The organism is Salinicola endophyticus, from assembly GCF_040536835.1.
GTDB lineage: Bacteria > Pseudomonadota > Gammaproteobacteria > Pseudomonadales > Halomonadaceae > Salinicola > Salinicola endophyticus_A.
On record NZ_CP159578.1, the window covers coordinates 1,984,662 to 2,004,449 of the forward strand.

Consider the following 19,788-nt stretch of genomic DNA (forward strand, 5'->3'; position numbering starts at 1 on the left):
GTATGCGCACCCCTGTCCTCTGTTTGATGCGCTGAAACCCATTTTTCACTGCCCGCAAACGCCGACGCCCGCTGTGATCAGCGGGCGTCGGCGTGTCGTAGCCGGGCTTTTCAGCTATGGGGCGCGAGCCGCGCCTGGAGCGCCGGGGCGAGCTGTTCGGCCATCTGGGTCAGGCTGCGCTCGGTGGTCGGCCAGTCGATGCAGGCATCGGTGATCGACACGCCATACTCGAGCTGGCTGCGGTCGGCGGGAATCTTCTGCGCCCCCCAGCCGATGTTGGACTCGATCATCAGGCCGATGATCGAGCGGTTGCCGTCGAGGATCTGGTGGGTCACGTTCTCCATCACCAGCGGCTGCAGCGCCGGATCCTTGTTGGAGTTGGCGTGGGAGCAGTCGACCATCAGGTTGGCCTTGAGGCCGGCCTTGGCCAGCTCCTGCTCCGCCAGGGTGACGCTGACGCTGTCATAGTTGGGCTTGCCGTTGCCGCCGCGCAGGACCACATGGCCGTAGGCGTTGCCACGGGTGCGGATCACCGCGACCTTGCCGGCCTGATCGATGCCCAGGAAGTTGTGCGGACTGGCCACCGACTGCAGCGCGTTGACCGCCACGTCCAGGCTGCCGTCGGTGCCGTTCTTGAAGCCGACCGGGCCGGAGAGCCCTGAGGCCATCTCGCGGTGGGTCTGGGATTCGGTGGTGCGGGCGCCGATCGCCGACCAGCTGATGCAGTCCTGCAGATACTGCGGCGAGATCGGGTCGAGCGCTTCTGTTGCCAGCGGCAAACCGATCTCGGCCAGATCCACCAGCAGGCGGCGGGCGATGTGCAGACCCTCTTCGATCTCGAACGAGTCGTTGAGATGGGGGTCGTTGATCAGGCCCTTCCAGCCCACCGTGGTGCGCGGTTTCTCGAAGTAGACGCGCATCACGATATAGAGGCTGTCGCTCACCGCGTCGGCGAGCTGGCGTAGGCGCCGGGCATAGTCGCGAGCGGCCTCGGGGTCGTGGATCGAGCAGGGGCCGATCACCACCAGCAGGCGCGGGTCCTCGCGATCGAGGATGCGCTGGATGGTCTGGCGACCCTCGATGACCGTGCGCTCTGCGGCGTCGCTGAGCGGGATGTGCTGCTTGAGCACTTCGGGAGATATCAGAACGTCCTGCGCCAGGACGTTGAGATTGTTGACCTGCTGTTCCGACATGCTGGGCCCGTTGAAATCTGCGATGGTTCGCGCGTGGGAGTTCTCGTTCGCGCGCGTGGAAGTGGAAGAAGGCGCCATCGAAGGGCGCGCGTCTACGTGTAGAGCGCGTACTATGGCGGCTGGGGCGGACAAAAATCAACTTTCCGCACGCCCTGGGCTGCAGGGTGGCGCCGGCTGACGACTTGATGGCGGGCGCCAAAACGGCAAGACTGGCAGGCTTTCGCTGCGTGCCGCCTCCGGCTTTCTGTTAAAAACCGGGGTTCTGTTATAAGTTGCACGCCTGTCAATGAATCGCGAGTCCCACGGCTCCAGGTTGAATCATGAGCGTATTGTCACCGTCATACCCCGATCGTCACCCGCTTGTTCCTCGATGCGCCGCGCCCATGAACCGGTGGAGTGCCTGAATGGGTGCCAGAGAGACCGATCAGCAGTTGGTCGAGCGTGCCCAGAAGGGAGACACCCGAGCTTTCGATCTTCTGGTCAAGAAGTATCAGCACAAGATCCTGGGGCTCATCGGCCGCTACGTGCAGGACCATGCCGAGGTCCAGGACGTGGCCCAGGAAGCCTTCATCAAGGCCTATCGGGCCCTCGGCAGCTTCCGTGCCGAAAGTGCCTTCTATACCTGGATGTACCGCATCGCCATCAATACCGCCAAGAACTATCTGGTTTCCCGCGGGCGGCGCCCGCCGGGGAGCGATCTCGACATCGCCGACGCCGAGGTGATCGATCAGAGCGGGCGACTCTCCGACATCGAGTCTCCCGAAGCGTCGATCGCCCGCGATCAGCTCGAGTCGGCGGTCTTCGCGGCGATCGACAATCTGCCCGACGACCTGCGCACGGCGATCACCCTGCGCGAGTTCGATGGCCTCTCCTATGAGGATATCGCCACCATCATGGAGTGCCCGGTGGGTACCGTGCGCTCGCGCATTTTTCGCGCGCGAGAGGCGGTCGACAAGCATATCCAGCCGCTGCTGGAGCGGAGCAATAGCGACGTCGCCAACGATGGCTGAGGCATGGGCGGCGAATGAGGCGCCCGGGTCGCAAATAAACATGAATCGAAAATGAACTGTCGCGCGCCTGTGGCGTCATAGAGTGTGAAAGAGACACTGATGTCGTTGCCTGGCGACGCTGCCAGCAGCGATCACGGGCAAGGCACTGGCCGAGTGTGAGGGTGTGACTATGAAGCAGGTACGTGAGTCGTTTTCCGCGTTGATGGACGACGAGGGCGACGAGTTCGATCTCCGACGCGTCTTCAAGCAGATGGAGACGGCTTCCGGCGAGGCGGACACCTGGCGGCGCTACCATCTGGCGCGCAGCATGATGCAGCGCGAACGCGATGCGGTGGTGGATATCGATATCTCCGCTGACGTGATGGCGGCGATCGCCGATGAGCCGGCCCCCGGGGTCGCCGAGACGCCAGCGGCGTCCCGCCGCCACTCGTTCTCCTTCATGGGCGGCGCGGCGGTGGCCGCTGCGGTCTCGCTGATGGTGATCACCGGCGTGCAGGTCTACAACGGCTTCGGCGGCGGCGACGCCGCCGTACCGTCCGACATCGCTTCCAGCGGTGAGTCGCTCGCGCCGGCGGCGAGCGCTCAGCCCACTTTCGCGCTGCCCACCGGCGGCGGTGAAAGCGGCGTGATTCCGGCGTCGATGCGCGCGCCAGTCTCCAGTGGCATGCCGATCTTCTCGATGGCAGGCGCCAGCGCCGGCGGTGAACAGCATGGACTGATGACCATCGGCGACGACGTCATGCTGCCGCTGTTCGGTGCCAGCGGCGACGCCGATCTGCAGCAGGGCGCCTCGCTGCAGTCCTATCTGGCGCGACGCACCCTGGGCAACGGTGATCTGGGGCTGCTTCACGGCTCCGGCAATTACGCCAGCCAGCTCCACGCGATCGACGCCTCCGCCACGCGCTGAGGCGGGCCTCTCGCCGCCAACGGGGCGCGGCCGTCGCAAGACGGCCGCGCCCCGTCTGTTTCTGGCCTGCCTGCCGGCCTCCAGGTGACGGGTCGAGGAGGTCTGCACTCGATCTGTGCCGGCGCGTTGCCGGTGTCTTTACTGCCAGCTACGCCAGTGTCGCCATCGGGGTTTGGCCTCAGTGGCGCCGCCCAGTGCGCCCTCAGGCGGTAAAGAATCTTTACATCTCGTTGAACTCTTCGGCTTTTTCCGCATCAATGAACAGGGTGGTGGCGGCATGCGGCCACTGGCGCCGTGCCCCGGGGCGGGGTTCATTGTGACCGCGTTATCTCTCGCCCGGGCCGGTCATCGCAAACGTATGGCTCGCGACGAGTCTTCATGGTGTTAGGAGTGTTTAATGGAACGTATGACAAGATGGTTCGCTCCCTGGCTGGTGCTGATGATGGCGCTGCTGTCGACACAGGTGGCTCGCGCCAGTGATCTGCCGGACTTCACCGCGCTGGTCAAGCAGGCGGCGCCGGGCGTGGTCAACATCTCCACGACCAGTACGGTCAGTGCCTCCGATGATCCCTTCGGGCAGCAGGATGTTCCCGATATCTTCCGCCGCTTCTTCGGCGACCAAATGCCACCGATGCCCGGCGCGCCGGGGGGGGAAGAGGAGCGCAAGTCGCTCGGCTCGGGCTTCATCATTCGCTCCGATGGCTACATTCTGACCAATGCCCATGTGGTCAAGAACGCCGACGAGATCATGGTGCGCCTGAACGATCGGCGTGAACTGCCGGCCAAGCTGGTGGGCTCCGATCCGCGCACCGACGTGGCGCTGCTCAAGGTCGACGCCAAGGATCTGCCGACGCTCAAGATCGGCAACTCCGATGACCTCCAGGTCGGTGAGTGGGTAGCGGCGATCGGCTCGCCGTTCGGTTTCGACCACTCGGTCACCGCGGGTATCGTCAGTGCCATCAACCGCACCCTGCCCAGCGACACCTACGTGCCGTTCATCCAGACCGACGTCGCCATCAACCCGGGCAACTCCGGCGGTCCGCTGTTCAACCTGGATGGCCAGGTGGTCGGCATCAACTCTCAGATCTATACCCGCAGCGGCGGCTTCATGGGGCTCTCCTTCGCTATCCCGATCAGCGTGGCGATGAACGTGGCCGATCAGCTGCGCACCGAAGGTCACGTCAGTCGCGGTTGGCTGGGCGTGGTGATCCAGCCGGTGTCCAAGGATCTGGCCGAGTCGTTCGGGCTAGACGACACCAAAGGTGCGCTGGTCTCCGACGTCAGCGATGACAGCCCGGCCAAGAAAGCCGGACTCAAGGCCGGCGACGTGATCTTGAGCGTCAACGGGGATGCCGTCGACGACTCCACCACGCTGCCGCGGATCATCGGCAAGTTCGCCCCGGGCGCGGAGATCAAGCTCAAGGTCCTGCGTGACGGCGACACCCGCAACATCGACGTCACCGTGGGTGACTGGCCCGACTCGCTGAGCGCCGATGGATCGTCCGGTGGCCAGTCGACCAACGACCAGACCAAGCTGGGTATCGCCATCAGCGATCTGAGCGCCCAGGAGAAGCAGCAGCTGGATGTCGACAGCGGTGTACTGGTGCGTCGCGTCGACCCGCGCGGTGCGGCTGCCGCAGCCGGTATCCAGCCGGGTGACGTCATCGTCAGCTTCGATCAGAAGCCGGTGGACAGCGCCGAAGCACTGATCAAGGCGGTCAAGAAGGTCGACGGTGATCGTGCGGTGCCGGTGCGCATCTCCCGCGACGGTAACTCGCTGTTCGTCGCCCTGCGGCTCAAGGCTCACGACAAGTAAAGAGTGATGTCAGCCGCACGCGTGCCCGACGAGCCCCGCCCCCGGCGGGGCTCGTCGCGTGTGGGGCGGCGGCGGCGCACGCGGTCGCTGTCCTTGGCACAGCCATGTCGGTACAATGCCGCCATTTCGTCATCAACCGCGTGATGCGCGCCCTAAGGGCGCGACCTTCTGCGCGTACAACGACTGGTAAGGACTCAATGGCAGACGCCGCAAGCAACGAACAGCTCAAGTACATCCGCAACTTCTCGATCATCGCCCATATCGACCACGGCAAGTCCACGCTGGCCGACCGCATCATCCAGGTGTGCGGCGGGTTGAGCGAGCGCGAATTGAAAGAGCAGGTGCTCGACTCGATGGATCTGGAGCGCGAGCGCGGCATCACCATCAAGGCGCAGTCGGTGACCCTCGACTACCAAGCCGAGGATGGCCACACCTACCAGCTCAATTTCATCGACACCCCGGGCCACGTCGACTTCTCCTACGAAGTGTCGCGTTCGCTCTACGCCTGCGAGGGCGCGCTGCTGGTGGTCGATGCCGCGCAGGGGGTCGAGGCGCAGTCGGTGGCAAACTGCTACACCGCGATCGAGCAGAACCTGGAGGTGCTGCCGGTCCTCAACAAGATGGACCTGCCCCAGGCCGATCCGGAGAAGGTGGCCCACGAGATCGAAGAGATCATCGGTCTCGACGCCCACGATGCGGTGCAGGTGTCGGCCAAGAGCGGGCTCAACATCGACAAGCTGCTGGAGCGCCTGGTGCGCGACATTCCGCCGCCCAAGGGCGACCGCGAGGGCCAGCTACAGGCGCTGATCATCGACTCCTGGTTCGACAACTACCAGGGTGTGGTGTCGCTGGTGCGGCTGTTCGATGGCACCCTCAAGAAGGGTGACAAGATCCACATGAAATCGACCGGGCGCGACTGGGAAGTGACCGATATCGGCTTCTTCACGCCCAAGCAGCACTCCACCGGGATCCTGCGCGCGGGCGAGGTGGGCTTCGTGATCGCCGGCATCAAGGATATCCACGGCGCGCCGGTGGGTGACACCATCACCCATGCCAAGACCAAGGACGTCCCGCGTCTGCCCGGTTTCCAGAAGGTCAAGCCGCAGGTCTACGCCGGCATGTTCCCGGTCAGCTCCGATGACTACGAGGACTTCCGCGACGCCCTCGAGAAGCTCGCGCTCAACGACGCCTCGCTCGACTACGTGCCCGAGAACTCGGACGCGCTGGGCTTCGGCTTCCGCGTCGGCTTCCTCGGCACGCTGCACATGGAGATCATCCAGGAGCGGCTGGAGCGCGAGTACGACCTCGACCTGCTGACCACGGCGCCGACGGTCATCTACGAGCTGCTGATGGACGATGGCGAGCTGGTCTATATCTCCAACCCGTCGAAGCTTCCCGACCTGGGTAACGTCGACGAGATGCGCGAGCCGATCGTGCGCGCCAATATCCTGGTGCCGCAGGAGTTCGTCGGCAACGTCATCAGCGAGTGCGTCAATCGGCGCGGCGTGCAGCTCGACATGCAGGTGCTGGGCAACCAGATGCAGCTGGTCTACGAGCTGCCGATGGCGGAAGTGGTGATGGACTTCTTCGACCGTCTCAAGTCGATCTCCAAGGGCTACGCGTCGCTCGACTACAGCTTCGAGCGCTTCGAGGCGGCCAAGCTGGTGCGTCTGGACATTCTCATCAACGGCGATCGCGTCGATGCCCTGGCGCTGATCATCCATCGTGACCACGCCCATACCCGTGGCCGCGTGCTGGTCGAAAAGATGAAAGAGCTGATCCCGCGTCAGATGTTCGACGTCGCGGTGCAGGCGGCGATCGGCGGGCACGTGGTGGCGCGCTCCACGGTCAAGGCGCTGCGCAAGAACGTCACCGCCAAGTGCTACGGTGGCGATGTCACGCGCAAGAAGAAACTGCTGGAGAAGCAGAAAGCCGGCAAGAAACGCATGAAGCAGGTGGGGCGTGTGGAGATCCCCCAGGATGCGTTCCTCGCCGTTCTCAAAGTGAATGAGTAGGAAGCGGTCTCATGGATTTTTCGTTGTTACTGGTGGTGGCGGTCGCCATCACGGGGCTGGTGTGGTTATTCGATAGTCTTTTCTGGCGCCGTGCCCGCCGTCAGCGTCAGCGCGCCGCCGCCGAAGAGAAGGGCAGTCGCGAGGCGGTGACCTACAAGGACCCGTGGCCGATCGATTACGCGCGCTCGTTCTTCCCGGTGCTGCTGATCGTGCTGGTGCTGCGCAGCTTCGTCGTCGAGCCGTTCCAGATCCCCTCGGGCTCGATGCGCCCGACCCTCAAGGTCGGTGACTTCATCCTGGTCAACAAGTTCGCCTACGGTCTGCGCCTGCCGGTGATCAACACCGAGATCGCCGATCTCGGCGAGCCCCAGCGCGGCGACGTGATGGTGTTCCGCTTTCCGGAAGACCCGTCGGTCAACTTCATCAAGCGGGTGATCGGGCTGCCGGGCGATCACATTCGCTACGAGAACAAGCAGCTCTACGTCAACGGCAAGCCGGTACCCAAGACTCTGGTCGACGCCGACCCGGCGCAGGCCCCCGGTGAGGAGCTGCTGCGCGAGCACCTGGGCGATGTCGAGCACAATATCTACAACAACCCGAGCATGCCGGGGCCGCAGATGCGCGAGATCGTGGTGCCCGACCATGAGTATTTCATGATGGGCGACAACCGCGACCACTCCAACGACAGCCGCTACTGGGGCTTCGTGCCGGAGGACAATATCGTGGGCAAGGCGTTCGCGGTGTGGATGCACTGGGACGGCGGTCTGCCTAGCTTCAGCACGGTGCGCCAGATACACTGAATCGTATAGCGCGAACCGGCGGCGGCGGCCCATCGAGGTCGCCGTCGGCGCGGTGTCGCCACGGCGGATCGACCAACGATCCGACCACGATGCACTCGCTCAGCGGGCGACGGGATACCCCGCGCCCGCTTTGCGTCGGACAATGAAAATGGGAATGACGTGAGTGATCCTCTGCAAGGCTTCCGGCGACGTATCGGCCACGAGTTTCGTGACCCGTCGCTGCTGGAGCTGGCCCTGACGCACCGCAGTGTCGGCGGTGCCAACAACGAACGGCTCGAGTTTCTGGGCGACTCGATCGTCAACTTCGTGATCGGCGAGGCGCTGTTCAAGCGCTTCCCGGCGGCGCGTGAAGGGCAGCTGTCGCGCCTGCGTGCCGGTCTGGTCAAGGGCCAGACGCTGGCCGAGGTGGCGCGCGAGTTCGAACTCGGTGCCTGCCTGCGGCTCGGTTCCGGGGAGATGAAGAGCGGCGGCCACCGGCGTGATTCGATCCTCGCCGACGCGCTCGAGGCGGTGATCGGTGCGATCTATCTCGACGCCGGCATGGACGTGGCGCGCAGCCGCGTACTGGCATGGTTCGGCACCCGGCTCGAGTCGATCGATCTGCACAACACCCAGAAGGACCCCAAGACCCGACTGCAGGAGTTTCTGCAGTCGCGCCAGCAGGCGCTGCCCCGCTACGAGGTGACCTCGGTGGAGGGCGAGGCGCACGCCCAGACGTTCAGCGTCGAGTGCCATGTCGCCATGCTCGGCGAATCGCCGACCCTCGGCGAGGGCACCAGCCGGCGTCTCGCCGAGCAGCAGGCGGCGGAGCTGGCGCTGGCCAAACTCGAACCTACCAAGAGCAAGCGCGGATGACTGAGACCTGTGGCTTCGTGGCCATCGTCGGGCGCCCCAATGTGGGCAAGTCGACCCTGATGAACCGGATTCTGGGACAGAAGGTCTCGATCACCTCACGGCGGCCGCAGACCACGCGGCACCAGATCATGGGGATCAAGACCGTCGACACGGCGCAGTTCATCTACGTCGATACCCCCGGCATGCATCTCCAGACCCGGGATCGCAACAAGGCGATCAACCGCTTCATGAACCAGGCGGCGTCGCAGGCGCTGCGCGACGTCGACTGTGTGGTGTTCCTGGTCGACCGCACGCGCTGGACCGACGAGGACCAGGTGGTGCTCGACAAGCTGGTCCACGTCGAGGCGCCGGTGATCCTGGCGGTCAACAAGGTCGACTGGCTCGAGGACAAGGCCTCGCTGCTGCCGTGGCTGGAGTCGCTCTCGGCGCGTCGCGACTTCGCCGCGATCTTGCCGCTGTCGGCCAAGCACGGCACCAATGTGCCGGAGCTGGAGGCCGAGGTCGCCAAGCGCCTGCCGGAAGGGGTTCACTACTTCCCCGACGATCAGGTCACCGACAAGAGCCAGCGCTTCCTGGCCGCCGAGCTGGTGCGTGAGAAGGTCATGCGCCAGCTCGGCGACGAGCTCCCCTACCAGATGACGGTGGAGATCGAGGAGTTTCGTGACGAGGGCCGGGTGGTGCATATCAGCGCGTTGATCCTGGTCGAGCGGCAGGGGCAGAAGAAGATCCTGATCGGCGACAAGGGCGAGCGGATCAAGAAGATCGGCACCGAGGCGCGCCAGGAGATGGAGCGCGCTTTCGATGCCAAGGTCATGCTCAACCTGTGGGTCAAGGTCAAGCGCGGCTGGTCCGACGACGATCGCGCGCTGAAGAGTCTCGGCTACGATCTCGACTAGGGCAGGCGGCATGCAACCCCAGCCGGCCTATCTGCTGCACAAGCGCGCCTATCGCGAGACCAGCGCACTGGTCGACGTGCTCACCCTGGAACACGGCCACATCCGTGCCGTGGCCCAGGGCGTACAGCGTGCCGGCAGCAAGTCCCGCGCCAAGCTGCAGCCGTTCGCGCCGCTGCATCTCACCTGGATCGGCGAGGGCGACCTCAAGCGCCTGCGCATGATGGAGACCACCCAAAGTGCAGTGCTGCTGGCCGGCGAGGGGCTGCTGTGCGGGCTCTACGCCAACGAGCTGCTGACCCGTTCGCTGCCCGTGGGGCTGCCGGTGGGTGAGCTCTTCGCCATCTATGCCTGGACCCTGGAGCGCCTGACCCGGCCCGCCGAGCGTGCCACGGCGCTACGCCGCCTGGAGATCACCCTGCTCGAGACGCTCGACGCCGAGCCGGTGTTCGCCGATATCGATGAGCGCGCGCTCGATCCCGCCACACGCTACACCTACAGCCCGTCGAGCCGGCGTTTCTCGCCGGTGGCGGCGGACGCGCCGGGCTGGGACGGGCGCACGCTCAAGCTGCTCGCCCGCGGCGACTGGGACGCCCCCGGTTTGGCCGGGCTCAGCAAGGCGCTGACCCGGGCGGCGCTGGCGCCATTGCTGGGGCCGCAGCCGCTGCGCTCGCGCGAGCTGATGCAGCGCCTGAGCCAGCGCCGACGCGGGCTCTCCTGACTCTTGCGCGGGCGTTGTCCGAACGCGCCGCCCGCCGCATCCCTTGACTACGCCCCCACGCCTTAACCAGAGGAGTTACCCCATGCTCACTACCCGCATCCAACTGGGCGTCAATATCGATCATATCGCCACCCTGCGTCAGGCCCGCGGTACTCGCTACCCGGACCCGGTGCAGGCGGCGCTGCTGGCCGAGGAGGCCGGTGCCGACGGCATCACACTGCATCTGCGTGAGGACCGCCGGCATATCCAGGAGCGCGATGTCGAGCTGATTGCGGCGGTGCTCAATACCCGCATGAACCTCGAGATGGCGGTCACCGAAGAGATGATCGCGCTGGCCGAGCGCCTGCGCCCGGCGGATGTCTGCCTGGTGCCGGAGAAGCGCGAGGAACTGACCACCGAGGGCGGTCTCGACGTGATCGGCGGGCGCGACGCGATCGCAGACGCCTGCCGTCGGCTCGCTGCCGCGGGGTGCCGGGTATCGCTGTTCATCGATCCGGAGCCGGATCAGATCGCCGCCGCCCAGGCGGTGGGAGCGCCGCTGATCGAGCTGCACACCGGCGCCTATGCCGAAGCCCAGGGCGATGCCCGTGGCGTGGAGTACGCGCGTCTCGCCGCGGCGGCGGAGCTGGCCGGCGAGCTGGGGCTGGTGGTCAACGCCGGCCACGGTCTGCACTATCACAATGTCGAGGCGATCGCGGCGATTCCCGGCATCCACGAGCTCAACATCGGCCACAGCATCATCGCCCGCGCGCTGTTCGTGGGGCTCAAGGAGGCGGTGGCGGAGATGAAGCGGCTGATGGTCGCCGGCCAGGAGGCCGGACTGGTGGCACAGCTCGAATCCTATGACGATGATCACGATCACGATCACGATCACGGCCACGCTCACCACCATCACTGAGGCTGGCGTTCTCGCCCGATGACACCCTCTTCGCGAGCGAGACGCCGGCCGGGGCGTCAGCGCGACGCGGCATGCCGCTCGGCCCAGGCGGCGAGCTGGTCGCAGGCATGGGTGAGCTGCATCCACTCGTGCCGGCAGTCGGCCAGCGGTGCCTGCTGCAGGCGTGTCTCCAGTGCGCTGCAGGCGGCGCTCAGTGCGGGTACACCGCAGTAGCGGCAGCCGCCGCCGAGCTGATGCACGGCCTCCCTGAGGGCCTCGGCGTCCGCCGCCTGCCACGCCTGCGCCAGCGTCAGGCGGTGGTTCGGCAGCTCGCTCAGCAGCAGGGTCAGCAGCTCGTCGGCCAGCGCTTCGCGGCCGCCGCTCAGCTGCAGGGCGAGGTCGGGGTCGACCACCGCCAGGGTTGGCTCGCCGGCCGGCTCACTGACGCCGGGTAGGTAGCGCATCAGCAGCGCCCGCAGCTGACGCTCGTCGATCGGTTTGGTCAGCAACTGCTGGCATCCGCCGGGCCCCTCTTCGGGCAGCTCGGCGCCGGGGCTGGCGCTCATGGCGATGATCGGCAGATGCGACCAGCGGCCGCCGAGCGCGCGCAGACGGGCAATGGTCGCGGCGCCGGAGGCGTCGGGCAGGCGCAGGTCCATCAGCACCAGATCGATGACGTGGCCGGCGGCCAGCGCCAGCGCCGCCTCGGCGCTGCCCGCCACCAGTGAGCTGGCGCCGACGATCGGGAGCATCGCATCCAGGTAGTGCTGGCTCAATTCGTCGTCGTCGACCACCAGAATGCGTGGCTGATCGCTGCTCGCCTGGCGCCCGGCGGCATCGAGCATGCCCGCCAGGGTGCGCCCCAGGAGATAGCGTGAGATCGGCAGCCGCAGCACGCTGCTGCCGATCGGCAGACGCCACGGCAGCGGCTGGGTCGGCTCGGCGTTGACCACCAGCAGGCAGGGCCTGGCCATGGCGTCGAAGTGGCGCTGCCAGGCGTCGCGCGCCGCCGGCTCGAGGTCTTGCTGATCGAGCCCGATCAGCGTCAGCACCGGCGGCTCGTCGTCCTGGGTCAGAGTGTCGGCGTGGGTGATCGGCTGCACGCGGGCCGACCAGCGCTTGAGTGCGTAGGCGAGCAGATGATCGAGGCGGGTATGGCGCTGATAGAGGCCGATCCGCGCCTGGCCGAGGTCGAACTCGGCGGGCCTGATGAACGGCTCGCAGGCGCCCAGCGTGACGCTGGCGACCACGCTGTTGCCGTGTCTGCCATCGTTGCCGAGACGTAGCTCGCCCTCCATCTCGCGCGTCAGACGCCGGCACACGGCGAGACCGCTGCCGCGTCCCGCGGTCTCCATGGGTGCGGCCAGGGCACGGCGCAGCTGCTCGCGGTCGCTACCCTCGGCACAGCCGGCATCCTTGACGCTGATCGTCAGTCGTACGCGCTCGCCCTCGCGGCTCGACAGCGTGACACGTGTCACCACATCACCTGCGGCGCCGTACTTGACCGCGTTGCTGATCAGATTGGTCAGCAGCTGACGTAGGGCCACCGGCTGGCCTACCAGACGCGGTGGCACGTCGTCGTAGACCATGCCCAGCAGCGTGATGCCGCGGGCCTGCGCCAGCGGCGTCTGCAGGCAGTTCACCTCCCACAGTAGATCGGCGATATCGAAGGTGGTCTCCGTCTGCCGGCGGCGCTCGTCGCCGAGCACGTGATCGACGGTATCGAGCAGACCGTTGGAAGCCAGATGGATATGCCGCAGCCACTCGCGCTGACGTGCGTCGAGGGGGCTGTTCTCGAGCAGCCGACAGAGCCCGAGCACGCCGGAGAGCGGGGCACGCAGTTCGTGACTGACGTAGGCTAGATCGCTGATCTCCTTGGCGGAATCGGGCCAAGCAGCTGATGAGGCGCTATCGGTCCCGCCAGAGGCGGTGGCGGCATCGGACCAGCGGGCGGGTGGGACATCCACCGCGATGGGCGCGGGGGCGATCGCGCCAAGGGCCGTCTCGCCGGGAGCGCGCCCGCCAGCGCTCGGGTCGCCAGCTGCCTCAGCGCGCCGGTCCGCGGCCTGGTGAAGCGAAGCCCCGTGGTGTCGCCGGGCCGCGCCCGCGCCCAGCAGCAGCAGCAAACACAGGCCCGAGAGTGACAGGGTCAGGATGTGGTAGCGCGATCGCTCATCGATGTCGACCGCGTCGGGGCTCAGTCGGATGTCCAGCCACAGACGTTGCGGCAGCTGTGCGGGGGTGAGCCAGTCGATCGGCAGTAGCCAGCGCTGTGCGGACTCCGCGTGCCAGCCACGGGCATCGGCACTCAGCGGGCGCGGCGGCGGGCCGGGCGTCTCGCCGCTGCAGTCGGCTTCGCTGCCGTCATCGTTGCGCAGGGTGACGTTGCGGATGTCGGGATCGTTCGAGAGCTGCATCAACAGCCGGTGGATGGTGGCGTGGTCCTCGTCGCGCAGGGCCTCGGTGAGCGCCGGGACCAGCACGCGACCCATCGTTCCCAGGTGTTCCGGCACCTGCTGGCCACGCGCCTGCTCGAGCTGCCACAGGTGGCGCCCGCTCAGGATCAGGACCCCGATCACCAGGATCAGCGCAAGACGTGTCAACCAGCGTGAGAGCATCGGCGGCAACGAACCCCATGATGTCGATTAGGTTGCATCTATCGGCCGATACGGCGCGATCCGTAGCGCGGGCAGGCGGGGCGCACGCCTGCGGCTTGCCGCCGAGCACTGATTGGGTCTCTCGGCCGGGCGCTACACGGCTGCCTATTGAACCATCACTACGCGGCGTTGCGAATTCGTTTTGCGTTTTCCAGCGTGTCGCGGCAGGCTAGCGCTGCCCGCCAGGCGTGTGCCCTGCGATCCTCGGGGCTGCGTTGGCCGGTGGTGTGGCGACCCCGGCTGCTGGCGTGCGACGTCGCGACCCAGGCGGCGCGTCGTGTTCGATATACGCTGCGTTCGATATACTGGGACGATGTTTTTCGCGTTCACCGCCACCGGCGGTGACGGCGCGTCATCTATACCGACTGCTAGGACATCTGCCATGGCATTTCCCACGCTCGCGCAAACCGTCGGCAACACGCCGCTGGTGAGGCTCGCCCGCATCAACGCCGGCCGCGACAATACGCTGCTGGCCAAGCTCGAGGGTAACAACCCGGCGGGCTCGGTGAAGGATCGGCCGGCACTGTCGATGCTGCGCGAGGCGCAGGCGCGCGGCGATATCGTACCCGGCGATACGCTGATCGAAGCCACTTCCGGCAATACCGGCATCGCGCTGGCCATGGCGGCGGCGGTGATGGGCTATCGCATGGTTCTGATCATGCCGGAGAACGCCTCCAGCGAGCGCAAGCAGGCGATGGCCGCCTATGGCGCCGAGCTGATCGGCGTGAGCAAGGAGCAGGGCATGGAAGGCGCGCGCGATCTCGCCAATGCGATGATCGCCCGGGGTGAGGGCAAGTCTCTCGACCAGTTCGCCAATGGCGACAATCCGCTGGCGCACTATCACTCCACCGGCCCCGAGCTGTGGGAGCAGACTGCCGGGCGCATCACCCATTTCGTCAGTTCCATGGGCACCACCGGCACGATCATGGGTACGTCGCGCTATCTCAAGGAGCGCAACCCGTCGATCGAGATCGTCGGCCTGCAGCCGGCGGACGGCGCCAGCATCGCCGGTATCCGGCGCTGGCCAGAGGCCTACCGCCCGAGCATCTTCGAGCCCGCCCGGGTCGACCGCATCCTCGATATCGAGCAGCACGAGGCGGAGCATCACATGCGCCGGCTGGCGCGCGAGGAGGGCATCCTGGCCGGTGTCTCCTCGGGCGGAGCCCTGGCCGGGGCGCTGCGCATCGCCGAGGAGGTCGACAACGCGGTGATCGTGTTCATCGTGTGTGATCGCGGCGATCGCTATCTCTCCACCGGCCTCTACGCCCCGGACGCCTGAGATGGCGATGCTGGGGAAACGCCGCACACCGGTGCGCAAACGAGAGACCACCGTCGCCGCCGGCGGGGAAGCCGAGAAGCCGGGGCTGTATATCGAGCGCCTGGCCCACGACGGTCGCGGCATAGCCCGCGCGGCCAGCGGCAAGACGGTGTTCGTCAGCGGTGCCCTGCCCGGCGAACGGGTCGAGGTGGCGGTGCACCGCGAGCGGCGGCGCTTCGATGAGGCCCACGTGCGCCAGCGCCTGGTCAGCGCGCCCGAGCGGGTCACTCCGCCCTGCGTCTATTTCGACCGCTGTGGTGGCTGCGACCTGCAGCACATGGATATCGCCGCCCAGCGCGAGCACAAGCGCCGGGTGGTGAGCGAGCTGCTCGCCCGGCAGGGCATCGAGCCCCCCGGCGAGGTGGTGCTGATCGCCGGCGCCGATATCGGCTATCGCCGGCGCGCTCGGCTCGGCGTCAAGCGTGACGGCGAGGGGCGCATGCATCTCGGTTTTCGCGCCCGCGGCAGCGATCAACTGGTCGATATCGTCGGCTGCATGGTGCTGACGCCGGCGCTCGCCGCGCTGCTGGCACCGCTGCGCGAGCTGCTCACGACCTTGGCCGTGCCGCGCCACGTGGGTCACCTGGAGCTGCTGCTGGATGACCACGCCATGCCGGTGGTGGTGGTGCGCCAACTGCGTGAAGTGAGCGAGGACAGCGAGCGCTGGCGACGCTTCGGCGAGCGCCATGGCGTCGCGGTGGCCCAGCTGCAGGGCCGTGAGCAGCCGCAGCTGCACTGGCTGGGCGCGGTACCAACGCTGGCGGTGAGGGTGCAGGGCGCCGCCCATGCGGTGACGCTGGCGCTGGCGCCAGGGGATTTCGTCCAGGTCAACGCCGAGATCAATCAGCGTCTGATCGATACGGTCCGTGCCTGGCTGACACCGACACCGCGCATGCGGCTACTCGATCTGTTCGCCGGCATCGGCAACTTCTCGCTGGCGCTGGCCGGCGAGGTGGCTGCGGTGACCGCCGTCGAGGGCAGTCAGACGATGGTCGAGCGCCTGCGAGCCAACGCCGACGCCAATGCACTTCCCGCGGTGACGGCGGTGCAGGCGGACCTGAGTGCACCGGATGCCGGTCTCGAGGCACTGCTGGCGGACCACGACACCTTGATTCTCGACCCGCCGCGGGATGGCGCCGATGCGCTCTGCCGGCGGGTGGCGCAGAGTGAGGTGGCGCAGGTGCTCTACGTCTCCTGTGACCCGGCCTCGCTGGCGCGTGATGCAGCGCATCTCGTCGCCGGCGGCCTGGTGCTGCGGCGGCTGGCGGTCGCCGACATGTTTCCGCACACCGCGCACCTGGAGTCGCTGGCACTGTTCACGCGCCCGGGTGTGGCGGTCGAGGCCGGCGGCCCCGATCACGACTGACGCGAATCACCACGAAAGCGACTAGAAAGCTATTATCACGAACAACGAAAGCCCGGCGCCGCGGGGCCTGTCGCTAAGCGGCAGGCGGCGGCATCAAGAGGCTCCAGGAGGCGAGGACAGGCATGGTCAAGGTGCGTGAGGATCAGCCGTCGGTCGGCCCCGGCGGTATCGATCTCGAGGGGTGGCTCGAGCGATTGAACGGCGAAGTGACGCTGCGTGACCCGCAGCGCATGCGTCAGGCGTGCGAGCTGGCGCGCGCCGTAGGGGAGAACCCGCAGGCGACGACGTTGGAGAGCGTGCCCGGGCTGAGCCTGCTCACCGGTCTGGAGATGGCCGATATCCTCAGCCAGCTGCGGCTCGATCAGCCGACGCTGGAGGCGGCGGTACTCTATCGCAGCGTGCGCCGGGGCCTGATCAGCGTCGAGGGCGTGGCCAAGCGCCTGGGGCAGGAGGTCGCGCAGCTGATCGAAGGCGTGCTCAGCATGGCTGCGATCAGTCAGCTGCAGGCGCCCAAGCAGGGGCTCTCCCAGCACAACCAGCAGGAGAACCTGCGCAAGATGCTGGTGACCATGGTCGACGACGTGCGCGTGGCGCTGATCAAGATCGCCGAGCGCACCTGCGCTCTGCGTCAGGTCAAGGATGCCTCGCGCGAGAAGCGTCTGCGCGTGGCGCGCGAGGTGTTCGATATCTACGCACCGCTGGCACACCGCCTTGGCGTCGGTCAGGTGAAGTGGGAACTCGAGGATCTGGCCTTCCGCTATCTCCACGAGAGCGAGTACAAGTCGATCGCCAAGCAGTTGGCGGAGAAGCGCCTCGACCGCGACCGCTACATCAAGGAGGTGGTCGCCACCCTCGAGACGCTGCTCGAGCGTCAGGGGATCAGCCAGTACCAGGTAGACGGCCGCGCCAAGCACATCTATTCGATCTGGCGCAAGATGCAGCGCAAGCACATCGACTTCTCTCAGGTCTACGACGTGCGTGCGGTGCGCATTCTGGTGCCCGAGATCGCCGACTGCTACACCACGCTGGGGGTGGTGCACTCGCGCTGGCACCACGTGCCCAACGAGTTCGACGACTATATCGCCAACCCCAAGAAGAACGGCTACCAGTCGCTGCACACCGCGGTCTTCGGCCCCGAGAACAAGGTGCTGGAGATCCAGGTGCGCACCTTCGCCATGCACGAGGAGGCCGAGCTCGGCGTCTGCGCCCACTGGCGCTACAAGGGCACCGATCTCGACCCCAAGAGCCGCAGCTACGAAGAGAAGATCGCCTGGCTGCGCCAGGTTCTGGAGTGGCAGGAGGAGGTCGGCGACGTCGGCGACTTCCGCGAAGGGCTCTCCAGCGACGTGGCCCCGGATCGCATCTATGTGTTCACGCCCGATGGTCACGTCATCGACATGCCACAGGTGGCGACGCCGATCGACTTCGCCTACCGCGTGCACACCGAGATCGGCCATCGCTGCCGCGGGGCCAAGGTCGACGGACGCATCGTGCCGCTGACCTACCTGCTCAAGACCGGCCAGCAGGTGGAGATCCTCACGGCGACCAAGAGCGCACCGAGCCGTGACTGGCTCAACCCCAATCTGGGCTACGTGCGCACCTCGCGGGCGAGGGCCAAGATCCAGGCGTGGTTCAAGCAGCAGGCGCGTGAGCAGAACCTCGAAGAGGGCAAGGCGATCTTCGACCGCGAGTTCCGGCGCCTGGACATCGAAGGCATCGATCTCACCCGGCTCGCCGAGACGGTCAACTACACCAGCACCGAGGACATGTACGCAGCGATCGGCGCCGGCGACCTGCGCATCGGCCAGGTGCTGCACCAGGCGCAGCAGAAGTTCGGCGATAGCGACGACCAGGAGCAGCTCGACCGCCTGCTGACCAAGCCCAAGCGCCAGCCATCGCGGGAGGCCGGCGATGGCATCACCGTCCTCGGGGTGGGCAACCTCAAGACGCTGATGGCCAACTGCTGCCACCCGGTGCCCGGCGATCAGATCATCGGCTATATCACCCAGGGGCGTGGGGTCACCATCCACCGCCAGGACTGCGCCAACGTGCTGCAGCTGCGCAGCGAAGAGCCGCGGCGCATCGTCGACGTCGAGTGGGGCGACCGCGCGCGAACCCAGTATCCGGTGGATATCGAGATCGAAGCCTGGGACCGCTCGGGGCTGCTGCGCGATGTCACCCACGTGCTCTCCAGCGATCGGATCAACGTCACCTCGGTGAACACCGCCACCGACAAGCACGACAACATCGCGCGCATGCGCATCACCCTCGAGGTCGATGGGCTCGAGGCGCTGGAGCGTATCTTCTCGCGTATCCAGCAGTTGCCCAACGTGATCGACGTCAAACGCCTGCGCCAGGGACAGATCCAGTGAGCCTGACCGACGAGAGCACCGCGACCCAACGCTACACCCTCGGCGATCTGCTGACGCTGATGGCCGTGCTGCGCGACCCCCGTGACGGCTGCCCGTGGGATCTCAAGCAGGACTGGGACTCGATCGTCCCGCACACCCTGGAGGAGGCCTACGAGGTGGCCGACGCGATCGAGCGCCGCGCCTTCGACGAGCTGCCCGGCGAGCTCGGCGACCTGCTGTTCCAGGTGGTCTACTACAGCCAGTTCGCGCGCGAGGCGGGGCGCTTCGAGTTCGCCGACATCGTCCACACCCTCACCGCCAAGATGCTGCGTCGCCATCCGCATGTGTTTCCCGACGGGACCTTGGCCTCACGGCGTAGCGATGGCGCCATCGCCGAGTCCGAGGTCAAGGCGCGCTGGGAGGCGCTCAAGGCCGAGGAGCGCGAGGCGCGCAGCGCTCAGGCGACGCAACGGCCCTCGGCGCTGGATGACATCCCCGCCGCGCTGCCGGCGCTGACCCGCGCGGCCAAGCTGAGCAAGCGCGCCGCCGGCCAGGGCTTCGACTGGCCCGACGAGCACGGCGTCATCGACAAGATCCGGGAAGAGCTGGCGGAGGTCGAATCGGCGCTCGCCGACGGTGATCGCCAGCACGCCCAGGCCGAGGTGGGCGATCTGCTGTTCGCGGTGGTCAATCTGGCCCGGCGGCTGAAGTGCGACCCCGAGCAGATGCTGCGGCGCACCAACCACAAGTTCGAGCACCGCTTCCGCCACGTCGAGGATGCCTTGGCGCGTGATGGCACTACGCCCGGTGATGCCACGCTGGCACAGATGGAGCACCATTGGCAGGCGGCCAAGGCGCGGGAGCGCCAGCAGAACTAGCCGCGGGAGCGCCAGCAGGACTAGCCGCGGGAGCACCAGCAGGAATGGGCGTGCGCTAGCCGAACGCGACAGCGGTGCTTGCCCCTCGGCGGGAAAATCAGTGGGCGAGGGCGCTTGCCAGGTGTGCCTCG

The 19,788-nt window shown here is 66.8% G+C and carries 15 protein-coding genes; 13 read left to right on the top strand and 2 right to left on the bottom strand.

The annotated features are described in order from the left end of the window. Positions 1–110: 110 nt before the first annotated feature. Positions 111–1,193 carry a 3-deoxy-7-phosphoheptulonate synthase gene (locus tag ABV408_RS08965; protein ID WP_353982047.1) on the bottom strand — a complete coding sequence of 361 codons (1,083 nt, stop codon included), beginning with the start codon at positions 1,191–1,193 and terminating at the stop codon, positions 111–113. A gap of 404 nt (positions 1,194–1,597) precedes the next feature. Between ABV408_RS08965 and rpoE the strand changes: the two genes are divergently transcribed. From rpoE to pdxJ, 9 genes are all read left to right on the top strand, one after another. Further along, positions 1,598–2,203 (top strand): RNA polymerase sigma factor RpoE, encoded by a 606-nt coding sequence (gene rpoE / locus ABV408_RS08970; RefSeq protein WP_353982048.1) that lies wholly within the window; start codon positions 1,598–1,600, stop codon positions 2,201–2,203. A 169-nt stretch (positions 2,204–2,372) separates the two neighbouring features. Beyond that, entirely contained in the window at positions 2,373–3,110 is a 738-nt protein-coding gene (locus ABV408_RS08975) for a sigma-E factor negative regulatory protein (RefSeq protein ID WP_353982049.1), read from the top strand. A 397-nt stretch (positions 3,111–3,507) separates the two neighbouring features. Then, entirely contained in the window at positions 3,508–4,926 is a 1,419-nt protein-coding gene (locus ABV408_RS08980; RefSeq protein WP_353982050.1) for a DegQ family serine endoprotease, read from the top strand. Between the two features lie 197 nt (positions 4,927–5,123). Continuing rightward, positions 5,124–6,941: a translation elongation factor 4 gene (gene lepA, locus ABV408_RS08985; protein WP_353982051.1), complete on the top strand. Its 1,818-nt coding sequence runs from the start codon at positions 5,124–5,126 to the stop codon at positions 6,939–6,941. Positions 6,942–6,952: 11 nt separating this feature from the next. Then, positions 6,953–7,741, top strand: a complete 789-nt coding sequence (lepB, locus tag ABV408_RS08990) for a signal peptidase I (protein ID WP_353982052.1) — start codon at positions 6,953–6,955, stop codon at positions 7,739–7,741. 159 nt (positions 7,742–7,900) lie between these two features. Next, positions 7,901–8,596 carry a ribonuclease III gene (gene rnc, locus ABV408_RS08995; RefSeq protein WP_353982053.1) on the top strand — a complete coding sequence of 232 codons (696 nt, stop codon included), beginning with the start codon at positions 7,901–7,903 and terminating at the stop codon, positions 8,594–8,596. After that, positions 8,593–9,492, top strand: a complete 900-nt coding sequence (gene era, locus ABV408_RS09000; protein ID WP_353982054.1) for a GTPase Era — start codon at positions 8,593–8,595, stop codon at positions 9,490–9,492. The genes rnc and era overlap by 4 nt, the downstream gene beginning before the upstream one ends. 10 nt (positions 9,493–9,502) lie before the next feature. Further along, the gene (gene recO, locus ABV408_RS09005; protein WP_353982055.1) at positions 9,503–10,210 is read left to right on the top strand and encodes a DNA repair protein RecO; all 708 of its coding nucleotides are present in this window, start codon (positions 9,503–9,505) and stop codon (positions 10,208–10,210) included. An 82-nt stretch (positions 10,211–10,292) separates the two neighbouring features. Further along, positions 10,293–11,108 carry a pyridoxine 5'-phosphate synthase gene (gene pdxJ, locus ABV408_RS09010; protein WP_353982056.1) on the top strand — a complete coding sequence of 272 codons (816 nt, stop codon included), beginning with the start codon at positions 10,293–10,295 and terminating at the stop codon, positions 11,106–11,108. Between the two features lie 56 nt (positions 11,109–11,164). Here the strand turns inward: pdxJ and ABV408_RS09015 are convergent, their stop codons facing one another. Next, on the bottom strand, positions 11,165–13,705 hold the full coding sequence (locus tag ABV408_RS09015) for a response regulator (RefSeq protein ID WP_353982057.1): 2,541 nt from the start codon (positions 13,703–13,705) through the stop codon (positions 11,165–11,167). A 421-nt stretch (positions 13,706–14,126) separates the two neighbouring features. Between ABV408_RS09015 and cysM the strand changes: the two genes are divergently transcribed. The 4 genes from cysM (at position 14,127) to mazG (ending at position 19,657) form a co-directional block, all read left to right on the top strand. Further along, positions 14,127–15,023 carry a cysteine synthase CysM gene (gene cysM, locus ABV408_RS09020; RefSeq protein ID WP_353982058.1) on the top strand — a complete coding sequence of 299 codons (897 nt, stop codon included), beginning with the start codon at positions 14,127–14,129 and terminating at the stop codon, positions 15,021–15,023. A 1-nt stretch (position 15,024) separates the two neighbouring features. Further along, a complete protein-coding gene (locus tag ABV408_RS09025) occupies positions 15,025–16,428 on the top strand; it encodes a TRAM domain-containing protein (protein ID WP_353982059.1) in 1,404 nt (467 codons plus the stop codon). 122 nt (positions 16,429–16,550) lie between these two features. Then, on the top strand, positions 16,551–18,800 hold the full coding sequence (relA, locus tag ABV408_RS09030) for a GTP diphosphokinase (RefSeq protein WP_353982060.1): 2,250 nt from the start codon (positions 16,551–16,553) through the stop codon (positions 18,798–18,800). Between the two features lie 59 nt (positions 18,801–18,859). Then, a complete protein-coding gene (mazG, locus tag ABV408_RS09035) occupies positions 18,860–19,657 on the top strand; it encodes a nucleoside triphosphate pyrophosphohydrolase (RefSeq protein ID WP_353982218.1) in 798 nt (265 codons plus the stop codon). The last annotated feature ends 131 nt before the right edge of the window (positions 19,658–19,788 follow it).